Origin of the sequence: Mesorhizobium sp. M4B.F.Ca.ET.017.02.2.1 (genome assembly GCF_003998955.1) — a bacterium.
In the GTDB taxonomy this organism is placed as follows: Bacteria; Pseudomonadota; Alphaproteobacteria; order Rhizobiales; family Rhizobiaceae; genus Mesorhizobium; species Mesorhizobium abyssinicae.
On sequence record NZ_RZOF01000076.1, the window covers coordinates 1 to 20,632 of the forward strand.

Sequence of the window (20,632 nt, forward strand, 5' to 3'; positions counted from 1 at the left end):
CGACTGCGACAGATGCAGCGAGCGCTCGTCCATACCGTTGAAATAGCGCTCATAGGCTATCTTGCCGTCCTTGAGCACGAGAAAGCCGTCCGTGTAAGTCTCGTCGAGCAGCCCGGCGAGCGTCGTCGCAGATCCCGTGCTGTCCACCACCGGCAGGTCGTCGAGATCGACCTCGACGCGCTCGAAACGGCGGCGATGACCATTGCCACGCCAGACCTCGACGGTCGGCAGGACCTCACGGATATTCTGGAATGCCCAGCGGTTCCATGGCCCTCTGTCCCAATCGAGCTTCGGTGGGACCAGCTTCGGCGGCGAGCCCTGCATGATCGGCGGCCGCGGATCAGAGTTGCGGTAGGAGTCCATGATCAATGTCCCGACGACATGAAAACGGACCCGGCGGCGCCTGCCGCCGGGTCCGTCGCTATGCGGCTACTTCTGCAGTTCGGTCCAGATCTTGGTGTAGAGTTCCTGGACCTCGGGCGGGCACATCACCTGCAGTTCGGCATGCGCCTTGTCTGCCTCGGGAATGACCACTTCGGGCGCGTCCTTCATGTCGGCCGGCATGTATTTGTCCGAACCGGTGATGGCATTGGCGTAGCGGTGGAATGCCGACAGCCCGGCGGCATTTTCCGGGTCCATGATGAAGTTCTGGAACAGCTTGGCGTTCTCGACGTTCTTCGCTTCCTTGAGAACGGCGACATTGTCGCTCCACAGTCCAAAGCCTTCCTTCGGATAATTGTAGTGGATGGCGGGATTCGCCAGCCGCTGGCGCAGCGCCGAGCCGTTCCAGTCACTGGTCGCCTTGAAGTCGCCGGCGCCCATCTTCTCGATGGTGTTGTATTCCATGGCGATCCAGTTGGGCTTGGCGGCAACGAGCAGGTCGCGCACCTTCTTCAGCACCGCCTTGTCGTCCGTGCACTGCTGGCCCCCGACATATTTGGTGGCCGCGAACATGACGTCGCCCATCTCGGGGACGACGTTGACCTTGCCCTTCAATTCGTCCGGCGTATTGAAGACGATCCCCCAAGTGTTGGCCGGCCCCTTGTAGGCATCGGTGTTGACGACCACACCGATCGTGCCCCAGGCCCATGGCACAGTGTATTTGCGGCCTGGATCGAAGTCGGGATTGGCCCATTCCGGTGCCACATTCTTGAAGTTCTCCATCTTTCCAGGATCGGTCTCGAGCAGAAGACCTTCCTTGATCCAGATCGGAACGTAGGTCTGCGAGGGCACCGCGATGTCGAAGCCGGTGCCGCCCTGGCGCACCTTGGCCAGCGCCGTGTCGTTCGAATCGTAGTCGGTGATCGTCACCTTGACGTTGTATTTCTGTTCGAACTTCTTGATGACGTCGGGGCTGGTATAGTTGCCCCAATTGTAGATGTTCAACTCGCCATCGGCGAAGGCCGCGCCTGTCGACGCGAGCAGCGCCAACCCGATGGCGGTCGCCGTGATCTTCCAGTTCATGGTTGTGCTCCCATTTCTGATGTCTAATCGCGTTTCCTGCTGATGAAGAAAAACAACGTCACGATGGCGACCGACAAGAGCAGGAATACGGTCGATATCGCGTTTATCTCGGGTGTTATCCCCCGACGGATCTGGCCGAGCATGTAGGTCGGCAGCGTGTCCTGGCCGCCCGACTTGACGAACTCGGTAATGACGACGTCGTCGAGCGAGATGACGAAGGCCAGCATCAGCCCGGCCAGGATGCCGGGCCACAGCAGCGGCAGCGTGATGCGGCGGAACGTCCGCCACGGCGTCGCGTAAAGATCGGCGGCGGCACGTTCCAGCGTCAGGTCCATGTTCTCCAGCCGCGCCCGGATCGGCAGGTAGGCGAAGGGGATGCAGAACGCCGTATGCGCGGCGATCAGATAGCCGAGGCCGGAATAGCCGGTGAAAATCTTGATGCGCGAGAAGAAGATGAGCAGCGCCACGCCGGTGACGATCTCCGGCACCATTAGCGGCTGGTTGATCGCCGCGTATTTGAAGGTCAGCCCGGGATAGGCCGCTGTCCGGGTCGTCGCCAGCGCCGCCATGGTTGCGGCGATGGTCGCCAGCACCGCGGCAACCGAGCCGATCTGGAACGATCGCACGGTGGCATCGATGACCTGCGTGTTCTGCCATGCCGACTGGAACCATTTCAGCGAGAAGCCGCCCCATTCCGAGGTCGATGTCGCGGCGTTGAAGGCGTAGAACACCAGGACGATGATCGGCAGATAGAGGACGACGAAGCAGGTCGCCGCGATCGCGGTGAAGCCCGGCTGGTGCTTGATCGAGAAATTAGCCATGGCGCACCTCCGCCCGTCCGGCATTGCGCACATAGGCCAGCAGCGCCACCATAACGATGATCATCACCGTGATCGACAGCGCCGAGCCGAGCGGCCAGTTGCGGCCCTGCCCGAACTGCAGCTCGATCAGGTTGGACAGCATCATGTTCTTGCCGCCGCCGAGCACGCTGGGCGTGACATAGGCGCCGATCGCCGGAATGAAGACCAGGATCGAGCCGGCGATGACGCCCGGCCTGACCAGCGGGAAGATGATGCGCCGCAGCACCTGGAACCGGCTGGCGTAGAGATCGTAGCCGGCCTCGACCAGCCGGAAGTCGAGCTTCTCCATGCTGGCATAGATCGGCAGCACCATCAGCGGCAGGTAGACATAGGCCATGCCGATCAGGATCGCCGTATCGGTGAACAGGATTTGGACCGGCGCCGAGACGATGCCGAGCTTGATCAGGATGGTGTTGATGATGCCCTCGTTGCGGATGATCTGCAGCACCGCGAAGGTGCGGATGAGCAGGTTCGTCCAGAACGGTATGGTGATCAGGAACAGCCAGATGTCGCGCGTCTTTTCACTGCGCGTCGCCATGAAATAGGCGGTCGGGAAACCCAGCGCCAGGGTGGCGATCGTCGTCACGATCGCCAGCTTGATGGAGCGCCAGAAGATGGTGACGTGAGCGGCGGCAAGCGAAAGCGTGTCGTCGAAAATGTCACGCTCCATGAACACCGACAGCCAGGCCTCCGGCGAGAATTGCCATTTCACGTCGCCGTACGCGCCGGGCGTCAGCAGCGAATAGACCAGCACGATCAGCAGCGGGCCGGTCGCCGCCAGAAAGATGATGATGAGCGCCGGCGCCGACAGCAGCCAGCGCGTGCGGACGTCGCGCCGTTCCGCTTCCTTGGCGACTTGTTCCGCGGTGGCCATCAGTCCCTCAGCACTTGCGCGGCGTCGTTGCCGATCAGAATGCCGACCTTGTCGCCGCGCTCGAAGCCGCAGCCGGCGCTGCGCGTGTTCTGCTGACGCACGGTGAAGGCCTCGCCGCTGTCCAGCTGGACATGGATATGCGTGTCGGTGCCGAAATAGACGATGTTCTCGACCGAGCCCGACAGATCGCCCTTGCCGCTGGTCAGCTTGGCATGCTCCGGCCGCACCACCACGGTGGCGTTGTCCTTCGGCTGGAAGCCTTCGGCCACCGTCGCCTCGATGGTCGCGCCGGATTTGAGCGTCGCCCGCGCCTTGCCGCCGCCCATGCCCGATATGGCGGCGGTGAGGAAGTTGGTCTCGCCGATGAAGTCGGCGACGAAGCGTTCCGCCGGCTTGTCGTAGATGTCCCAGGGCGTGCCGACCTGCAGGATCTTGCCCGACGACATCACCGCGATGCGGTCCGACATCGTCAGCGCCTCTTCCTGGTCGTGGGTGACGAAGATGAAGGTGATGCCGGTCTCGTGCTGCAGCCGCTTCAGCTCGATCTGCATCTCCTTGCGCAGCTTGTAGTCGAGCGCCGACAGCGGCTCGTCGAGCAGCAGCACCTTCGGCTGCGGCGCCAGGGCCCGGGCGAGCGCCACGCGCTGCTGCTGGCCGCCTGAGATCTGGCTGGTGCGGCGGCCTGCAAGCGCCTCCATCTTGACCAGCTTCAGCATCTCGCCGACGCGCGCCTTGATCTCGGCCTTGGGCTTGCCGAGCATTTCCAGCCCGAAGCCGATGTTCTCGGCCACCGTCATGTGCGGAAACAGCGCGTAGGACTGGAACACGGTGTTGACCGGCCGCTTGAACGGCGGCAGCGGCGCGATGTCCTGGCCGTACAGCAGGATCTCGCCGGCGGTTGGAAAGTCGAAGCCGGCGATCAGCCTCAGAAGCGTTGTCTTGCCGCAGCCGGAAGGGCCCAGCAGCGTGAAGAACTCGTTTTCGCGGATCGACACGGAAACCGTGTCGAGAGCGGCAACCTGGTTTTCACCGCTGCCAAATACCTTGCGGACGCCACGAACCTCGATCGCATTCTTATCCGGTTGTTCCGGCACGATTACCCCATTGAGATGGCCTGCTCTTGGCGGCAGGTTTTGTTCCTGTTTGATTGTCACCATAAGCCAATCGGCTTGGCAACTGCGGAGCTTGGACTGGACTAAAAAGCAATTCCCGTGCCACCGTCAGACTTGATAGGTGACCTTTCCGCCGCAAACCGTGGTGACCGGCCGCACCTTGTGCAGATCTTCCGGCGCGGTCGCCTCGATATCGGCCGAGAGCACCACCAGGTCGGCCAGATAGCCCGGCTTCAGGCGGCCCTTTCGGTTCTCCATGAACTCGGCATAGGCCCCTTCCACCGTATAGCCGGCAATCGCCTCGTGCAGCGAGAATCTCTGATCGGGGTCGGTGCTTGCCCATGGTTTGCGCAACACTGCCGCCGCCTGGATGCCCAGGATCGGATCGATGGACGCTACCGGCCAGTCGGAAGCGAAGACGACGCGCGCGCCGGCATTCTTCAGGGTCCGCCATGCATAGCTTAGCGGCCAGCGGGCCTGCCCGATGCGCGACACCGTCGGTTCCAGCGGAAAATCCATCGCGCCGGGCGGGTGCGGCGGCTGCATGGAGGCGACGACGCCAAGCTTTTCGAAGCGCGGCACATCGTCGTCGGTGATGACCTCGATGTGCTCGACCCGATGCCGGCTGTCGCGCTTGCCGTTGGCCTTGGCGGCCGCCTCGTAGCCGTCGAGCACGGCGCGCACCGCCCCGTCGCCGATCGAATGCACCGCCATCTGCAGCCCACGCTTGTCGACGGCGACCGCAAGCTCGGCGAACTGCGGCGGCGTGAACAGCGGCTCGCCCATCCAGTCCGGCCGGTCGGCATAAGGCTCGACCATCACCGCCGTCCAGGAATCGAGCACACCGTCGTAGAAGACCTTCACCATCCCCGACGACAGCCACTCGCCATTGTAGCGTTCGGCCATGACGGACGCCTTGTCGAGCATGTCGAGCGTCATGAAATTCTTGTAGTGGAACGGTATCTGCGCGCGGCAGGGCAAGCCCTCCTCGGCCTCGATCTCGGCAAGCAGCTCGAGTTGGTAGAGATTGCCGTCCATGTTGTGGATCGAGGTGATGCCGTGGCGCGCGCACCAGGCGAGCCCACGCCGCATGATGTCGCGGTCGGCGGCGCGCTCGGCAGCGGTCGGCGTCGGATCCGGCTCGCCGCCGGTCGCCAGCCCGAGCCGCACCCGGCCTTCGCCGGCAAGATCGAGCACCGGACCGAACGCTTCGCCCTCGCGCAGCTCGCCCGCGGCCAGGCCATCCTCGCCCATGACGATTTCGTTGCCCGGACCAAGCGTGCGTCCGTGCAGGATGCCTGCCAGTTCAAGCGCCTTGGTGTTGGCCCACATCGTGTGGTGGTCGGGAGCGGCCATGACGAAAGGCCGGTCCGGCAGGATCGCGTCGAGATGGTGGCGCGTCACCCGCTCGTCGCCAAGCACGGTATAGTCGACGCCTTGCGCGACCAGCATCTTGGCGTCGGGCCATGCCGATGCATAATCGCGGATCGCTGCTTGCAGCACCTCGAAGCCGTGGACGCCCGACAGTTGCAGATGCGCAAGCTCGGCTGCGCCCGAAAACAGATGCATGTGGGCTTCGATGAAGCCGGGGATCACCGAGCCGCCCCCGGCGTCGACAATCCTGGTGGCAGTTCCCTTGTAGCCTTCGATCGAGGCACGGCTGCCGATGGCGATGATGGCGCCGTCCTTGACGGCAATGGCTTCGGCTGCGGGATTGTCGGCATCCATGGTCAGCACACGACCGTTGACGACGATCAGATCCGCATTGTGATCCGCACCCGTGACAGACATCGCGACTCCGCGCTTTTGACGACTGGCCGTGACCGGCAGCCCCTTGGCCAACGGCGTTCCACTCCGCCGGAGCGGCGCGCCATGGGACAAGAATGATGCCAGCGCGCTGTCTTCGAAATTCCCCTTGTTATCCCTGCAGACAGCGTGGATAAAGAATGCGACTAATTATTCGCGTTTGTCAACGCTCCGAATTTCGAATGAATTGTGGACAGCACCCGGCGCCTGTCTTGAGACCGGGCGGGGAACGAGGACCTAGAGCCGTGAAGCGCAACTTCAGCCGCGAAACCAGGATAGCGCTCGAACCGCGCAAGCAGCCGCGCCAGGAACGCTCGAGCAAGGTGGTCGACAGGATTCTCGACGCGGCGCTGACCTTGACGCGGGAGCAAGGAACCAAGGCGCCGACGACGCTCGCCATCGCCCAGCATGCCGGCCTGTCGGTCGGTTCGGTCTACCAGTATTTTCCAAACAAGGAGGCCATTCTTCTCGACCTCGCCCGGCGCTGGCTGTCATCGTTTCCGGAGGTGATCGCAAGGCGCATCGAGGTCGCCCCGCCCACCAACCGCGAAGAGTTTCGCCAGGAAGTGCGCAAGCTCTTCATCGACACCTCGAAGCTCTATCTCGACAACGCCAGCCTGATGCCGGTGATCGAGGCCATATCGGGAAATGCCGACCTGAGGCCGATCCAGAACGAATATGACGACCAGATCGTCGCCCTCTACGCCGCATGGCTGCAGCATGTGAACCCGGCTCTTGAAGACAAGGTCGCGAGCCGCCTCGGCTTGCTGATGATGGAGGTCGGGCACGCATGCCGGCTTGTGGGGCTGAAAAGGGATCGCAAGACATACGACCTTATCGAGGACGATGTGGAAGTGATGTGGCTCGCCTTGGTGAACCCCTATCTCAATCTTGACTGATTTCGCACTTCGAGAGGAATTTCATGAAGACTGTCTATTCGCCGCTTCACGCCGGCCATGCAGGCCAGATGGAACTGGTCACGTCGGCGATCGTGCCGGGTTTCGAAAAGCCGTCGCGGGCGGAATTCATCAGGGCGCGCGTCGAGAGCGAGAAGCTGGGGCCGATCATCGGGCCGGTCGAGCATGATCTCGCCGCCGCCAAGCGCGTGCACAGTGCCGACTACATCGACTTCCTGCCGACCGTCTGGCCGCGATGGACGGCTGAGGGGCACAAGGGCTCGGCCATGGCGTTCACCTGGCCGACGCGCGGTTTGCGCGGCGACGTGCCGCCGCAGCGCATCGACGGCCTGCTCGGCTATTATTCCTTCGATGCCGGCGCCACCTTCGTCGCAGGCACCTGGGCGGCGATCAAGTCGTCCTATGAAGTGGCGCTGACGGCGGCGGAACTGGTCAAGGCAGGCGAGCCGGCCGCCTTCGCGCTCTGCCGCCCGCCCGGCCATCATGCGGGCGCCGCCTTCATGGGCGGCTATTGCTTCATCAACAACGCCGCGGTCGCCGCGCAGTGGTTCCTCGACCAGGGCGCCAGGCGCGTCTCGATCCTCGATGTCGACTACCATCACGGCAACGGGACGCAGGAGATCTTCTACGGCCGCGGCGACGTCCAGGTAATCAACCTGCACGGTGATCCGATGACCGAATATCCGTTCTTCCTCGGCCATGCCGACGAGCATGGCGTCGGCGAAGGCGAAGGCTTCAACCTCAACTACCCGATGCCGTTCGGCACCGACTGGGACGGCTGGAACGCCTCGCTGGAGGATGCCTGCGCCAAGCTTGCCGCCTACGCCCCCGATGTCGTCGTGGTGTCGCTCGGCGTCGACACGTTCGAGAAGGACCCGATCAGCCAGTTCAAGCTGACGAGCGCCGACTATCCCAAGATCGGCCGCCGCATCGCCAGGCTCGGCCTGCCGACATTGTTCGTCATGGAAGGCGGCTATGCGGTGGAAGAGATCGGCATCAACGCCGTCGGCGTGCTGACCGGCTTCGAGGGCAGGTAGGAAGCCAAGGAGCGGCCGCAGCCGCCACTTGGAAACTCTACGCTATGCGGCAGCGCCGGGGCTCGGCGCGGCGGCCGGCACGGCCGGTTTGCGGGAACGCCCAAGCATGTACACCGCCACCGCCGCGATCACACCGGCGGCCAGGATGGCGGCCGCAAGCACCGGCCGATACCAGAACCAGGCGACGGCGATCGTCGTCGTCCCGACCAGGATCGCCAGGACGAAGGCGATTATGCCGGTGCCCAGCCGGGCCAGGCTGCCGAGGAAGGGTATGACGTCGAAGATCACCCCGATCGGGCCGAGCAGCAGCGCAAAGCCTATCGTCAGCAGGATCAGGCCGCCGGCGCGCAGCAGCCAGGTTATCAGCGTGTTCGCGCTGACCGCCTCGGCGAACATCCTGTCGGCCGGCACGTCGCCCGTATCCACCATCAGCAACGCATCGCCGGCCGCCGTCTGGTAGGGCTCGAACCGGTCGCCGGCCTGGCGCGCGACGATGCTGACGGTGCCGAGCGGCGCCAGCTCGTAGCCGATGCGATAGTCGCCCAGCGCCGGCGACGTCGTATCGGCGCCGAGATAGATCCTGCCGTCGACGATGCTGATCGGCTTTGAACCGGCATAGGCAGCCTCGATCGCGGCCGACTGGCTGGACGAGAGCGAAAATTCCTTGTCGCCCCCGATGCGGTCGAGCACCGGCCTGTCGAGCGTGAAGGCGCCGAGTTTGCCCTCCGCGATCTGGAAGCTCCTGCTGTGGATCGCCATCGGCGGGTTCTGGTGGCCGTCGGGCTTCTTGAAGTCGGTTGAGTCGATCTGGCTGTCGTCCCACACCTTCGAATAGCTGTAGGTCGTCACCGTCTCCTCGCCGCCGCCCAGCTTCTTCGTCGTCTCCGACTTGGAGTCTTCCTTCCACTGGTACATCTCGACGCTGCGCGACAGGCGCAGGCCCTCGGCCTGAATGCCGAAATCCGGATCGGCAAGACCGCTATCGGCCGTCACCGGTCCAGTCACATGCACCAGCCTGCCGTCATTGCCGGCGTCGACGCTGTCGACGCCGACCGAGACGACGGCGCCGGCGCCTTCCGCCAGCGAGCGCGCCGTCTGCACCGCGCGCCCTTCGTTCCAGAACAGACCGATCACCATCAGCACGATCAGGATCAGGCCGAAGACCACCCCGCCGACCGCGCGCTTGATCCGTCCGAACCACGAGACGGACGTCACTTCCTGAAATGAATCGCTCATCGTTTCCCCCGCAAGACCACCGGCAACGGACGCCCATCCAGTGCCGCCATGCGAATCCTAGCCGAATCGGCCGCGCCCCGATATGGCGGCCCGGCACCGGCCTCGCTTTTTCCGTCGAAGAGACCGGTTGAAAGCAGCGCGAAACGGCCCCTGAGTCGCGATCCGAGTCCACCGGATTCGATTTTGTCAAATCGCGTTTGATGTCGGATTCATCTACGGGTAGATTAGACCCGAATCAGCCGGTCCTCGGGGGGCGCGGCGACCACCCAAAGTCTCAAGTTCCGGCACTCGGCCGGCACCAGACGCGGACGGCTTCGCGTTCCCTGTAGGGATTCCGACCTGGTTGGGCGCTGACCGCGCCTTGAGTGTGTCTTCGTGACAGTGACGCGTATTTCGGGTTCGGCCGCTGGCGACACCAGCACCGGGCACATGGATCGATTCCGGCCAAAGCATAAAATGAGCAGTCCCGCCGCGCTTCTCCAATCCGAACCATCGCGCCTGGCGTCTCGCGGCGACCTCACCAGCTTTTTCATGCAGCTTGCCGCCGAGATCGGCGCCGACAGCTACATGCTTGTCGCCATCATCCACGACCAGGATCGCAGCGATGCCCGCATCGTGTCCTCCAACTGGATATTCGACGCCATCGAGCTCATCGGCAAACGGCTGATAGCCGGCCTCGCCCAAGGGCCGCTGACCGCGTCGCCCGGCAACCGCCCGAGGCCGCTGGTGGCCGCCCAGGCGCCCGATGCCGGCGCGCTGCTGAGCGGCGAGGAGGCCCGCCTGCTCGATGTGCTCGGCCATGCCGAAATCTACTCGCTGCGGCTGAATGTCGGTCGCCAGCGCCTGTTCGCGTTGTTCTCGGCCGCCCAGGCCGGCAAGATCGACCAGCCGGGGCTGATGAAGGCCCAGCTGAAGTGCTGCTACGCGCTGTCCAACATCCCGCAGCTGATCGCCGCCGCCGCCATGCAGGACCCGCTGTCCGACCGCGAGCGCGAATGCCTGTTCTGGGTGTCGGAGGGCAAGACCACCGACGAGGTCGCGCTGATCCTCGGCGTCTCGTCGAACACCGTCAACAGCTACATCACCCACGCGATCCAGAAATTCGCGGCCAGCAACCGCGCGATGGCCATCGCGACGGCGATCAGGAGCGGCATCATTTGAAACAGGCACAGGTCAAGGAGGCAGCCGAGGCCCTCTTCAACGAGCAGCGCAGCCCCTTCGGCGCCTTCTCGCTCGGCTCCGAAACGCACCACGCCGTCACCATTCCGGACGCCGTGCGCCGCTGCCGCTGGATCGCCGTCGACATCAACGCCGGGGCTTTCGGCCTGTTCTTCGTCAGCCCTTCGCTGGAACGAGCCCGCCTCGTGCCAAGCTTCGATTCGGACTACCCCGGCACCTCCGTGGCCACCAAATTCATCTCCGGCGCCAATGGCGAGGAAATGGTGCGCCACACCCGCATCTCCACGGCGCCGCGCTGGTGGGCGGACGACGGCATCGCCAGCTCGCAGCAGGCCTTCCAGGACCTTGCCTGGGCCGAAAGAACGGCGCCGCTCGCGCCCGGCACCAACGGCATCGCCTTTCCCGTCCATGCCGACCGCGGCCAATGCGGGCTGGTCATTTTCCTCGGATCGGAAATCGCCTTGCCGCAGGACGTGCTCTACGAGATCCACGCCCGCTGCTTCTCGCTCTTTGCCGCGGTTGCCCGCATCCGTCCGACCGACACCGGCCGGATGCGCTCGATCTCCAAGCGCGAGCTCGAATGCCTGAAGCTGACCGCCAACGGCAACACCAGCGAGGAGATCGCCAAGCTGCTGAAATTGTCGGTGCACACCGCCAACCAGTACCTGACCCAGTCGACGCAGAAGCTCAACGCCGTCAACCGCAACCAGGCGGTGGCCAAGGCGCTGCGGCTCGGCCTCATCGAATAGATCGACCCGCGAACGCTCTACACTCGGACCCGGCCAAAAGCGCGCGCCGGTTCGAGGCAACGGCATACAAGGCGCGGCGGTCGATCGACCGTCGCGCCTTGCTTTCAGCAATGGCGGATTTTCAGTAGGCGAGCGGCTCGGTCCTGCGGATGCGGGCCTGCTCGATCACCGCTTCCAGCAAAGCGGTGTTGTGCTCCGGATTCTCGCCCGGCTTTTCGAACGAGACGTAGTTGACCACGACATGGTCCTTGTCTTCGCTCAGCGTCAGCTGGAAATAGACGGTGACGCCGGGCGGCCTGAGCTCGAGGTCGAGCACGATGCGCGGGCTGCCGCTCCAGTCGACATGGGCTTCGCCGCCGTGACCGAGCCTGAGCGTACCCGGCATGAAGAACAGTTCGGCCGCCGAATCCACCAGGTCCGACAGGCAGGCGAAATGCTCCAGCCGGATGAAGGCGATATAGTCGGCGACATCGATCAGCCTGAGTTCGGCGATCACCTGCTCGATGGCGCTGGCGACGATGATTTCGCGGGATTTTGCATAAGCTTGCCGGTTCATGAGGTCAGTCTGCGCTCAGCCTTTTTCGAGTAGACGATCCGCACCAGCTCGGCGACGGCCTGATAGAATTGCGACGGGATCACGCTATCAACCGAAACTTGCTTGTACATGGAGCGTGCAAGCGCCACGTCTTCGAAGATCGGGATGTTGTGCTCCCTGGCGATCTCGCGGATCTTCAGCGCCACCAGATCCTGACCCTTGGCCAGCACCAGGGGCGCGGAATCCTCCTCGCGGACATATTTGAGCGCGATGGAAAAGTGCGTCGGATTGGCAATGATCAGGGTGGCGCGCGGCACCGCCGTCATCATGCGGCGGCGCGCCCGGTCGCGCGCCAGCGACCGCAGCCGCGACTTGACGATCGGGTCGCCTTCCGACTGCTTCATCTCGTCCTTGACTTCCTGCTTGCTCATGCGCAGGTCGCGCCGCCAGTTGAAGCGGGACCAGACGAGGTCGACCGCCGCGATCAGGCCCATGACGAAGACGATCGCAACCAGTATGTCGACGGCGATGCTGCGGATGACAAGGCCGAAGGCGACGGGATTGGTGATCATGCCGGCAAGCAGCCTGCGGTGATCCTCCGACAGCGTGAAGCCAAGCACGACGACGGCAAAGCCGAGCTTGCCCAATGATTTCAGGAACTCGACGAAGCCCTGCACGCCGAACATCCGGCTCCAGCCCTTGGTGATGGAAATGCGCGACAGCTGCGGCCTGATCCGGTCGCCGACGAATTGCGGCATGTTCTGGAACACCGACGCGCCGACGCCGGCCACCACCAGCAGCACCAGCAGGCTGACGACGGCGCGGCCGATCTCGAAAATGACGGACTGGTAGAGCGCGATGACGTCGTTTTCGGTGTCCATCGGCCAGGCTTCCGGCTTTTCCAGGAACATCGACAGGAACATGCCGAGATCGACGATGGCGTCCTTGGCGTAAAACACCGTGAACACCAGTATGGCGACGAAGGAGGTGAAGATCGCCGCTTCACGCGAATGGGGCAGCTTGCCCTGTTCGACGGTGTCGCGGATCTTCTTTTCTGTTGCTTCCTCGGTTTTGGAGTCCTTGTCGACCGCTTCAGCCATGGCGCGTCAACCGAGCCGTCGCCATCATGCCGCTTCGCTCTGTGCCGATGAGGGGAGTTCGAACGCCCCTTCGCGCGATAGCCGGATCGTCGCCACCGCGATCGTCTTGCGGGCTCCCAGGATGTCGGCCAGCGCGACGCCTTCGGATCCCTGGCCGAGCTCGGATTCGATCATGCGTCGCGACCTTGCGCCGATCGCCGACAGCACCGATTCGGTGAGCGCCGGCGGTGCGCCGCGCAGCGCCAGCGTGACCAGTTCCGTCGACAGCCCGTCGAACAGCAGCACCCGCGCCTTCTGGGTCAGCAGCGGCAAATCGTCGAAGGCGAACAGCCGCGACCTGACGCCGTCGAGATCAGGCGTGCCGGCCTCCTCCAGGTCGTGCATCACCTCTTCGAGCTGAGGCTTGTCCATTTCGTTGAGCACGCTGGCGACACGCGCCTGTCCGACCGAGATGTCCTTCGCCGCCGCCTGTGACAGCAGACTGCTGCGCAATTGGCTTTCGACGATCTTGGCCGCCGCGTCCGGGACCGCGGCCAATGTGACCATGCGTTTGATGATCTGGCTGCGGATGGGCTTTTCCATCGTCAGCAGCACATTGGCCGCCGTCTGCGAGGAAAGCTTGGACAGCACCAAGGCCGAGGTCTGCGGATGCTCGCCGGACAGGAAGGCGCCGAGGCGGCCAGCCTCCAGCTTTTCGAGGTCGGGCCAGATCGGCGGCGGCCCCTCGGGCGCCACCTCGAACCTCTTGTCGCCCATAATGGCGCTCATTTCCTCGGGCGACAGCGATTCGTTGAGGATGGTGTCCATGCGATCGGCGGAATCGAGCAGTCCCGCCCCCTCGGTGAATTCGGCTTCGAACTCGGCGACGATGCGCTCGAGATCGTTCTGCGGGATGGTGCGTAGCAGGCGCGCCCCTTCGATCAGTGCCTTCAGCTCCTCCTGCTTGAAGAATTTCAAGAGCCGGCTGGCCGAGGGCTTGCCCATCGCCACCAGGATGGCGGCTGCCTTTTGCGGGCGCGTCAGCGTGGTCAGCGTCGTCATGCTGTCTGTCCTTGCAGGCGATCGATGGGCGCGCCGGCCATTGCCTATGCGCTCTTGGTGGCGGCGATGATTTCGGTCAGCCTGATGCCGAAGCGCGACGGATCGCTCTCGAGCACGGTGATCTCGCCACGGGCGATCTTGCGGCCATTGACCACGACGTCGACAGGTTCGCCGATGCGCCGGTTGAGCGCCACCGTCGAGCCCTTCTGCAGCGCCATCAGGTCGGACACTGCCATCTCGGTGCTGCCGAGGATGATCTGCACGTCGACCGGGATGGCCATGATGATGCTGGAATTGGCGCCTGATGCCGCCCGCAGGGCCGCGTCCGGCCGCCGCTCCTCTTCCTTGAGGACGCCGCGCAGTTCCTCGATGGCGCGGTCGAGTTGCTCGTCCGGCTGGTCGGGGTCGGCTTCCACCTTGGTCTTTGCCATACGTCGTCTCCAAAAAATCGGACCAGCCCGGCGTCAGCCCGGCATCAGCCCGTCGATGAAATCCTGCCCGGCATCGTAGGGGTGCCGGACGCGGACGGTGTAGTTCTGGCCGAGCTTGCCGAAATCGCAGACGAACAACGTCTTGTCGCGCGCGCTGAGCCGCGCCTGCGATTGCGCGGTCTCCTCGAATTCGATGATCTGCCCGACTTCGAGGCTGGCGAGGTCGCCGAGCGTCAGCCGCGCAAGCGGCATCGTCGCTTCCAGCATCACCGCCGAGCGCATCACTTCTTCGGAGAAGCGCGCGCGCCAGTCGGAGCCGGCCGCGTGATCGTCCTCGTGGGCGCCGGCAGCGCCGCCGCGAGTCGCCAGCAGGACGCGCTGCGGGATCATCACCGTGACAGTGCCGCTGTCGGTCGGCGTCGAGATGCCGAACACCATGCGGACCGACGCCCCGTCACGCAGCACGCGCCGCTTCGCCTCCATGCCCGACATCGCCCTCTGCACCGGCAGCCGCAATTCGAGCGAGCGTTTGCCCGATCCATTGAGAGCCTGCGCGACCAGTTGGAACACCGTCGTCGCCACGTCGGTTTCGATCTGCGACAGCTCGCGCTCGATCGGCGACACCGGCACGTCCGGGTCGCCGCCGAACAGCGCGCAAACCATCACCGCGATGCCCGGCGCGTCGAGCACCAGGGTCATGGCATCGGAGGAGGTCGGCGAGGCGACGATGGTCATGGCGAATGTGTCGCCGGCGTCGCTGCGCGCCTCGGGAACGCGGCTGACCGCGACCGCGCGCAGATCGACGGTGACCGGCGCGCCGAGTTCGCCGATAAGGCTCTTCTGCAGCAGCGGCACGGCGCGTTCGGCCATCCCCCGGCCGGCGCCGATGACATGGTCGGCCTCGCCGCTGTCGCCGACGAGACGTTCGATGATCAGGGAACGGGTCTGCGACGGACTGCCCGGACTGGTCATGATGGCGAGCGGCCTTGTCTGTCTTCACGCATGCTCAGGCCGCTTTCTTTTCGCCCGTGCCGGTGTTCATCGTGCTCTGCTCGACCGCATCGATGGTCGGCCGCTCGTAGGACGAGATGGTCTTGCGGCCGAATTCGATCGCGACCTGCGGCAGCGCGCCGTTCATGTAGGCGAGCAGCGTCTGCTTGACGATGATGTAGAGGCGGTTCTTCTTCTCGCGCACGGTCTTGATCTTGGTGGCGACCGGGCCGACGACGGCATAGGACAGGAAGATGCCGAGGAAGGTGCCGACGAGTGCGGCGCCGATCAGGCCGCCGAGGATTTCCGGCGACTGGTCGAGCGCGCCCATCGCCTTGACCACGCCGAGCACCGCGGCGACGATGCCGAGCGCCGGCAGGCCGTCGCCCACCGCCACCATCGCGTGGTAGGCCTTCAGCTTGTCGGTCCTGATGGTCTGGATCTCCTCGTCCATCAGCGCCTCGATCTCATGCGAGCGCGCATTGCCGATGATGATGATGCGGCAGTAGTCGCAGATGAAATGCGTCAGGTCGTGGTTCTTCAGCACCGTCGGGAAGGCCTGAAAGATCGCCGACTCTTCCGGATTGTCGATGTGCGCCTCGACCTCGCTGCGCGACTTGGAGCGCAATTCGCGCATCAGGCTGTGCAGCACGCCGAGCGTCTCCAGATAATCCCGTTCCTTCGGCACCGCCTGCTTGAACGCTTCGAGAATGCCCTTGCCGGTGTCCTTGACGGTCTTCATCGGGTTGGCGACGAGGAAGGTGCCGAGCGCCGCGCCGCAGATGACCACCGCTTCCCAGGGCTGCATCAGCACGTGCAGATGGCCGCCCATGGCCATGAAGCCGCCGAGGACGCAGCCGAGCGTCACCACCAGTCCGATCAGAATGCCCACGCAAGATCCTTCCGCATGTCACCGCAGGTCCCAACCGATAATCCACGTGCCTTGTGTGAGGCTTGAATCGACGAGGCTTCAACCCCGCGAGGTCCGGCTCGCGGGTTGCGGGGCCGATTCAGCTTCGCGCAAGGAAGTGACTGTATTTTCCTGGAATAGCTTCGGCCGGAGGCGCACAGCGTGTTGAACACTTATACGAGCTACCAGCTTATCGCCAAGGACATCCCCAAGGCGATCGACCAGGTTGAGGCGCAGCCCGTCGTCAAGCGTGACACCGACTACTATCTCGCCAATATCGGCAACATCAAAACCATCGACGACTTCGTCAAGGACACCCGCCTGTTCACCTATGCCATGAAGGCATACGGCCTGGGCGACATGGCCTATGCCAAGGCTTTCATGGTCAAGGCGCTCAAGGAAGGCGTCTCGGATTCGGACAGCTTCGCCAACAAGTTGAGCGACAAGCGCTACGCCGCCTTCGTCAAGGCGTTCAACTTCGCCGCCTACGGCTCGACCGCCACGCTCTTTCCCTCCGCCCAGCAAGGGGCGGTAGACAAATACATGCGCCAGACCCTGGAGGAGAACGCCGGCGAGACCAATCAAGGCGTGCGGCTGGCACTCTACTTCCAGCGCAAGGCGCCCGACATCACCAACTGGTACGACGTGCTGGCCGACACTGCGCTTGCCAGCGTGGTGCGCACCGCCCTCGGCCTGCCCGATTCCTTCGCCGCGGCCGAGATCGACAAGCAGGCGCAGCTGTTCGAGCAGAAGCTCGACATCGCCGATTTCAAGGACACCGACAAGCTGAACAAGTTCCTGACCCGCTTCACCAGCCTGTGGGAGATCAACAACCCGACCTCGACGGCAACGACATCGGTCAGCGTGCTCTTTTCCCAGCCGACCACGGTGGGCATCTCGACCGATCTGATGATGGCCATGCAGAAACTGAAATTCTGAGAACACCATGCAGGACAGCCTTTACGTCGCCCTCTCCTCGCAGATCGCGCTCGAGCGCCGGCTCGACACCATCGCCGACAATGTCGCCAATGCCTCGACCATCGGCTTTCGCGCCACCGGCGTGAAATTCGAGGATGTCGTCTCCGGCACCGGGCCGAAGTCGGTCTCCTTCGCCTCCTCGGGCAACACCTATCTTTCGACGGCGCACGGCTCGATGACCGAGACCGGCAATCCTTTCGACTTCGCCATCCAGGGCGATGCCTGGTTCGCCATCGAGACGCCGGGCGGCACGGTGATGACCCGCGACGGCCGCTTCTCGATGAACGAGAACGGCGAGCTTATGTCGATCGAAGGCTATCCGGTGCTCGACGGCGGCGGCGCGCCGATCCAGCTCGACCCTCGCAACGGACCGCCCAAGGCCGGCGCCGACGGCTCGCTCAGGCAGAACGACCAGCTGGTCGGCGCCATCGGCCTCTACAATTTCGACCCAGGGCAGAATTTCGTCCGCTACGGCAATTCCGGCATCGTGCCCGCGCGGACGCCTGAACCTGTGACCGATCGCTCCGACGTCGGCGTGGCGCAGGGTTTCCTCGAGGAATCCAACGTCAATCCGGTGCAGGAAATGACCCGGCTGATCATGGTCCAGCGCGCCTTCGAGAACACGGCGGCGCTGATGCGCCAGACCGATTCGACGACCGACGACGCGATCAAGACGCTCGGCTCCAAGTAAAGGCATGTCGACCAGCCCACCCTCGCTGCGCGCTCTGCAAAAGCAGCCGGAAGCAGCACCTGCCGACCGGCTTGCCGCCCTGGAACGCGTCCTGCGCCGCTTCGACCGCGCCGAGTCCCTTCTCCGGCGCGGCGGTCGCGTCGCCGAGATCTCGCCGACCCACTACAAGGTGCGCGGCCTTTCCGACATCGCCAGGCTGGGCGATATCGTCGAGCAGCGCGGCCATGCCGGCACGCGTCGCGGCGAGATCGTCAAGATCGGCCGCGACGAGGTGGTTGTGGCCCCCTTCGAGCGCAGTGCCGACGCCGGCATAGGCGACGCCGTGTTTCGCCGCGGACCGCTTTCGGTGACGCCGCATGCCTCGTGGCGCGGGCGCGCCATCGACGCGCTGACACGCGCCATCGACGGCGGCCCGCCGCTGGTCAGGCCCGCATCCACGCCGGGCGAGAATGCCACGACCCCGGGCGCCATGGCGCGGCAGCGCGTCGGCACCGCCTTCATGACCGGGGTCAGGGTCATCGACATCTTCACGCCGCTCTGCTTCGGCCAGCGCCTCGGCATCTTTGCCGGCTCCGGCGTCGGCAAGTCGACGCTGCTCGCCATGCTGGCCGGCGCCGATGCCTTCGATACGGTCGTCGTCGCGCTGATTGGCGAGCGCGGCCGCGAGGTGCGCGAATTCCTCGAGGACACGATCGGCGCCGAAAGCATGGCCAAGACCGTGGCCGTGGTTGCGACCAGCGACGAGAGCGCCATGATGCGCCGGCGCGCGCCGGACACCGCCATGCGCGTCGCCGAGCATTTCCGCGACCAGGGCCATCGCGTGCTCCTGGTGCTCGATTCGATCACGCGCTTTGCCCACGCGCTGCGCGAGGTGGCGACCGGAACCGGCGAGCCGCCGGTCGCGCGCGGGTATCCGGCTTCCGTGTTCACCGACCTGCCCAAGCTGCTCGAGCGCGCCGGACCTGGCGCCGAGGGCCCCGGAGTCAAAGGCAGGGGGTCGATCACTGCCATCATTTCGGTGCTGGTCGACGGCGACGACCACAACGACCCGGTCGCCGATTCCGTGCGCGGCATCCTCGATGGCCATGTCGTGCTCGATCGCGCGATCGCCGAACAGGGCCGCTATCCGCCGGTCAATCCGCTTTCGTCGATCTCGCGCCTGGCTGACAAGGCCTGGAGCGCCGAGCAGCGGATGCTGGTGACCAGGCTGAAGTCGATGATCTCGCGCTTCGAGGACACGCGCGACATCCGCTTGCTCGGCGCCTACCAGGGCGGCGCCGACGCCGAGCTCGACATCGCCGTGCGCCAGGTGCCGCTGATCTACGAGGCGCTGACGCAGTCGCCGAAGGACCGCGCGTCCGTCGATCCGTTCGCCGACCTCGCCCGCTACCTGAAGGGAAAGCAGAATGGCGATGCAGGAGAGTGAGCGCCAATATACCGAGCGCCTGCTGCGCGAGATGATCGACGACGCCAGGGCCAAGGAAGACGCCTTGGCCGAGGAAGCACGATCCGCCACAGCAAAGGCCGCGCGCGCCATGGCCGCCAAGGTCGCGGCCAAGACCGGGGCCGTCCTGGCCAAGGCGGCGAAGCCCGCCCTTCCGAGGACCGCCGGGCCTGCCAGGACCGCCGGGGATGATTTGCCCGCGGCTGCCCAGGTTGAAGCCGCCGAGACGATCCAGGCCAGCCGCGATTCGCTGATCGATGACCTGTTCCCGCGCACGGACTGGCCCACGCCGCCAAAGGCGGAATTTCCGCGGCTGGGCAAGAAGCCCGACCGGCGCAGCGATTTCGTCGTCGCCGCGCTCGGCGTCACGCTCGGCCTGATCTGCGCGCTGTTTCCCTGGTACATCTTCTTCAACCAGGAACAGTTCGGCGTGCAGGCCATCAAGTTCGGCGGCAGCGGCACCAATGCCGGACGCGTCAGCGGTGGCTCGCAAATGGAAAATCCCGGCCAGCCGCTGACGGCCAAGGATGTTCCCGATGTCGACCTGTTCGCCACCGGCACGCTGCAGGACCCCGAGGATCCCGCTGAGGCGCCGGGCGTCGACCAGCAGCCCTTTCCGGCCGATCCCAAGTTCCGCATGGTGCATGTTGCCAACGGCCGCGCCATGATCGAGGACGACGCCGGCCTGTGGATCGTCCAGCGCGGCTCAAAGCTGCCGGATTCCAGCATCGTCTCGTCGATTGAGCAACGCGGCGGCAAATGGGTCATGGTCACCAGCACCGACCAGGTGATCGACCTCTCCAGATAGCGGCGCGCGGGCCGGTCGCGCGGCGCTGCGCCATGCCGGCCCCGCGCAAGGTCCGCGCAAGACTGGCGGCCTAGTCTCTGGGAACCCCGTCCGGAGATTCCCATGGAGCCCGTCAACCTTTTCGATCTCGCCACGAAGCAGTCGCAGTGGCTGGCCGTGCGCCAGTCGGCCATTGCGTCCAACATCGCCAACGCCAACACGCCGGGCTACACGGCGGGCGATGTCGAGCCGTTCGAGAAGGTCCTCGACCGCACCGCGGTGTCGCTGCAGGCCACCCAGGCCGGGCATCTCGGCGGCGAGGCGACGAATGCTGGTTTCAGCATCAAGCCGGAGGAAAGCACCGGCTCGATCATGCCGTCGAAGAACAGCGTGGTGGTGGAAGACGAGTTGATGAAGGCCGGTGAGGTCCGCCGCTCCTTCGAGCTCAACACCGCGATCGTCAAAGCCTTCCACTCCATGATGATGATGGC

General features: G+C 64.7%; 21 protein-coding genes and 1 pseudogene. 9 read left to right on the forward strand and 13 right to left on the reverse strand.

Annotated features, from left to right (window positions below; all coding sequences use genetic code 11):
* From EN738_RS12195 to EN738_RS12220, 6 genes and pseudogenes are all read right to left on the reverse strand, one after another.
* Positions 1-363 (reverse strand): annotated as a pseudogene (locus EN738_RS12195) (6-aminohexanoate hydrolase); the annotation flags it as partial.
* 66 nt (positions 364-429) lie between these two features.
* Positions 430-1,464 (reverse strand): extracellular solute-binding protein, encoded by a 1,035-nt coding sequence (locus EN738_RS12200; protein ID WP_127283889.1) that lies wholly within the window; start codon positions 1,462-1,464, stop codon positions 430-432.
* Positions 1,465-1,487: 23 nt separating this feature from the next.
* Positions 1,488-2,285, reverse strand: coding sequence for an ABC transporter permease (locus EN738_RS12205; protein WP_127283890.1), 798 nt, complete (start codon positions 2,283-2,285; stop codon positions 1,488-1,490).
* The gene (locus EN738_RS12210; protein WP_127283891.1) at positions 2,278-3,198 is read right to left on the reverse strand and encodes an ABC transporter permease; all 921 of its coding nucleotides are present in this window, start codon (positions 3,196-3,198) and stop codon (positions 2,278-2,280) included. Before EN738_RS12210 ends, EN738_RS12205 begins: the two co-directional genes overlap by 8 nt.
* On the reverse strand, positions 3,198-4,292 hold the full coding sequence (locus EN738_RS12215; RefSeq protein ID WP_127283892.1) for an ABC transporter ATP-binding protein: 1,095 nt from the start codon (positions 4,290-4,292) through the stop codon (positions 3,198-3,200). The genes EN738_RS12210 and EN738_RS12215 overlap by 1 nt, the downstream gene beginning before the upstream one ends.
* Positions 4,293-4,418: 126 nt before the next feature.
* Positions 4,419-6,101 carry an amidohydrolase gene (locus EN738_RS12220; RefSeq protein WP_127283893.1) on the reverse strand — a complete coding sequence of 561 codons (1,683 nt, stop codon included), beginning with the start codon at positions 6,099-6,101 and terminating at the stop codon, positions 4,419-4,421.
* A 260-nt stretch (positions 6,102-6,361) separates the two neighbouring features.
* Here EN738_RS12220 and EN738_RS12225 point away from each other — a divergent pair, with 260 nt between their 5' ends.
* Both EN738_RS12225 and EN738_RS12230 read left to right on the forward strand, forming a co-directional pair.
* Entirely contained in the window at positions 6,362-7,015 is a 654-nt protein-coding gene (locus tag EN738_RS12225; protein WP_127283894.1) for a TetR/AcrR family transcriptional regulator, read from the forward strand.
* Between the two features lie 23 nt (positions 7,016-7,038).
* Complete coding sequence (locus EN738_RS12230) at positions 7,039-8,070, forward strand: histone deacetylase family protein (protein WP_127283895.1); 1,032 nt, start codon at positions 7,039-7,041, stop codon at positions 8,068-8,070.
* Positions 8,071-8,112: 42 nt separating this feature from the next.
* Here the strand turns inward: EN738_RS12230 and EN738_RS12235 are convergent, their stop codons facing one another.
* Entirely contained in the window at positions 8,113-9,306 is a 1,194-nt protein-coding gene (locus EN738_RS12235) for a TMEM43 family protein (protein ID WP_127283896.1), read from the reverse strand.
* A gap of 456 nt (positions 9,307-9,762) precedes the next feature.
* Between EN738_RS12235 and EN738_RS12240 the strand changes: the two genes are divergently transcribed.
* On the forward strand, positions 9,763-10,467 hold the full coding sequence (locus EN738_RS12240) for a helix-turn-helix transcriptional regulator (protein WP_127283897.1): 705 nt from the start codon (positions 9,763-9,765) through the stop codon (positions 10,465-10,467).
* Complete coding sequence (locus EN738_RS12245; RefSeq protein ID WP_127283898.1) at positions 10,464-11,234, forward strand: helix-turn-helix transcriptional regulator; 771 nt, start codon at positions 10,464-10,466, stop codon at positions 11,232-11,234. The genes EN738_RS12240 and EN738_RS12245 overlap by 4 nt, the downstream gene beginning before the upstream one ends.
* A gap of 121 nt (positions 11,235-11,355) precedes the next feature.
* Here the strand turns inward: EN738_RS12245 and EN738_RS12250 are convergent, their stop codons facing one another.
* The 6 genes from EN738_RS12250 to motA are packed head-to-tail and all read right to left on the reverse strand — an operon-like array spanning position 11,356 to position 16,223.
* The gene (locus EN738_RS12250) at positions 11,356-11,790 is read right to left on the reverse strand and encodes a hypothetical protein (protein ID WP_127283899.1); all 435 of its coding nucleotides are present in this window, start codon (positions 11,788-11,790) and stop codon (positions 11,356-11,358) included.
* Positions 11,787-12,869: a flagellar biosynthesis protein FlhB gene (gene flhB, locus EN738_RS12255; RefSeq protein WP_127283900.1), complete on the reverse strand. Its 1,083-nt coding sequence runs from the start codon at positions 12,867-12,869 to the stop codon at positions 11,787-11,789. Before flhB ends, EN738_RS12250 begins: the two co-directional genes overlap by 4 nt.
* Before the next feature lie 24 nt (positions 12,870-12,893).
* Entirely contained in the window at positions 12,894-13,910 is a 1,017-nt protein-coding gene (locus tag EN738_RS12260) for a flagellar motor switch protein FliG (protein ID WP_127283901.1), read from the reverse strand.
* A gap of 44 nt (positions 13,911-13,954) precedes the next feature.
* Positions 13,955-14,341, reverse strand: coding sequence for a flagellar motor switch protein FliN (gene fliN / locus EN738_RS12265; protein ID WP_127283902.1), 387 nt, complete (start codon positions 14,339-14,341; stop codon positions 13,955-13,957).
* Between the two features lie 33 nt (positions 14,342-14,374).
* Complete coding sequence (locus tag EN738_RS12270) at positions 14,375-15,313, reverse strand: FliM/FliN family flagellar motor switch protein (protein WP_127283903.1); 939 nt, start codon at positions 15,311-15,313, stop codon at positions 14,375-14,377.
* Positions 15,314-15,347: 34 nt separating this feature from the next.
* Entirely contained in the window at positions 15,348-16,223 is an 876-nt protein-coding gene (gene motA, locus EN738_RS12275) for a flagellar motor stator protein MotA (protein WP_127283904.1), read from the reverse strand.
* Between the two features lie 180 nt (positions 16,224-16,403).
* On the opposite strand from motA, the gene EN738_RS12280 reads away from it, so the two are divergent.
* From EN738_RS12280 to flgB, 5 genes are all read left to right on the forward strand, one after another.
* Positions 16,404-17,180: a DUF1217 domain-containing protein gene (locus EN738_RS12280; protein ID WP_189340727.1), complete on the forward strand. Its 777-nt coding sequence runs from the start codon at positions 16,404-16,406 to the stop codon at positions 17,178-17,180.
* A 7-nt stretch (positions 17,181-17,187) separates the two neighbouring features.
* Positions 17,188-17,910, forward strand: a complete 723-nt coding sequence (flgF, locus tag EN738_RS12285; protein WP_127283906.1) for a flagellar basal-body rod protein FlgF — start codon at positions 17,188-17,190, stop codon at positions 17,908-17,910.
* A gap of 4 nt (positions 17,911-17,914) precedes the next feature.
* Complete coding sequence (fliI, locus tag EN738_RS12290) at positions 17,915-19,336, forward strand: flagellar protein export ATPase FliI (RefSeq protein ID WP_127283907.1); 1,422 nt, start codon at positions 17,915-17,917, stop codon at positions 19,334-19,336.
* Positions 19,317-20,162, forward strand: coding sequence for a hypothetical protein (locus EN738_RS12295; protein WP_127283908.1), 846 nt, complete (start codon positions 19,317-19,319; stop codon positions 20,160-20,162). Before fliI ends, EN738_RS12295 begins: the two co-directional genes overlap by 20 nt.
* Positions 20,163-20,264: 102 nt before the next feature.
* Positions 20,265-20,632, forward strand: a 368-nt coding sequence (gene flgB, locus EN738_RS12300) for a flagellar basal body rod protein FlgB (protein WP_127283909.1), incomplete at its 3' end; no start/stop codon positions are given.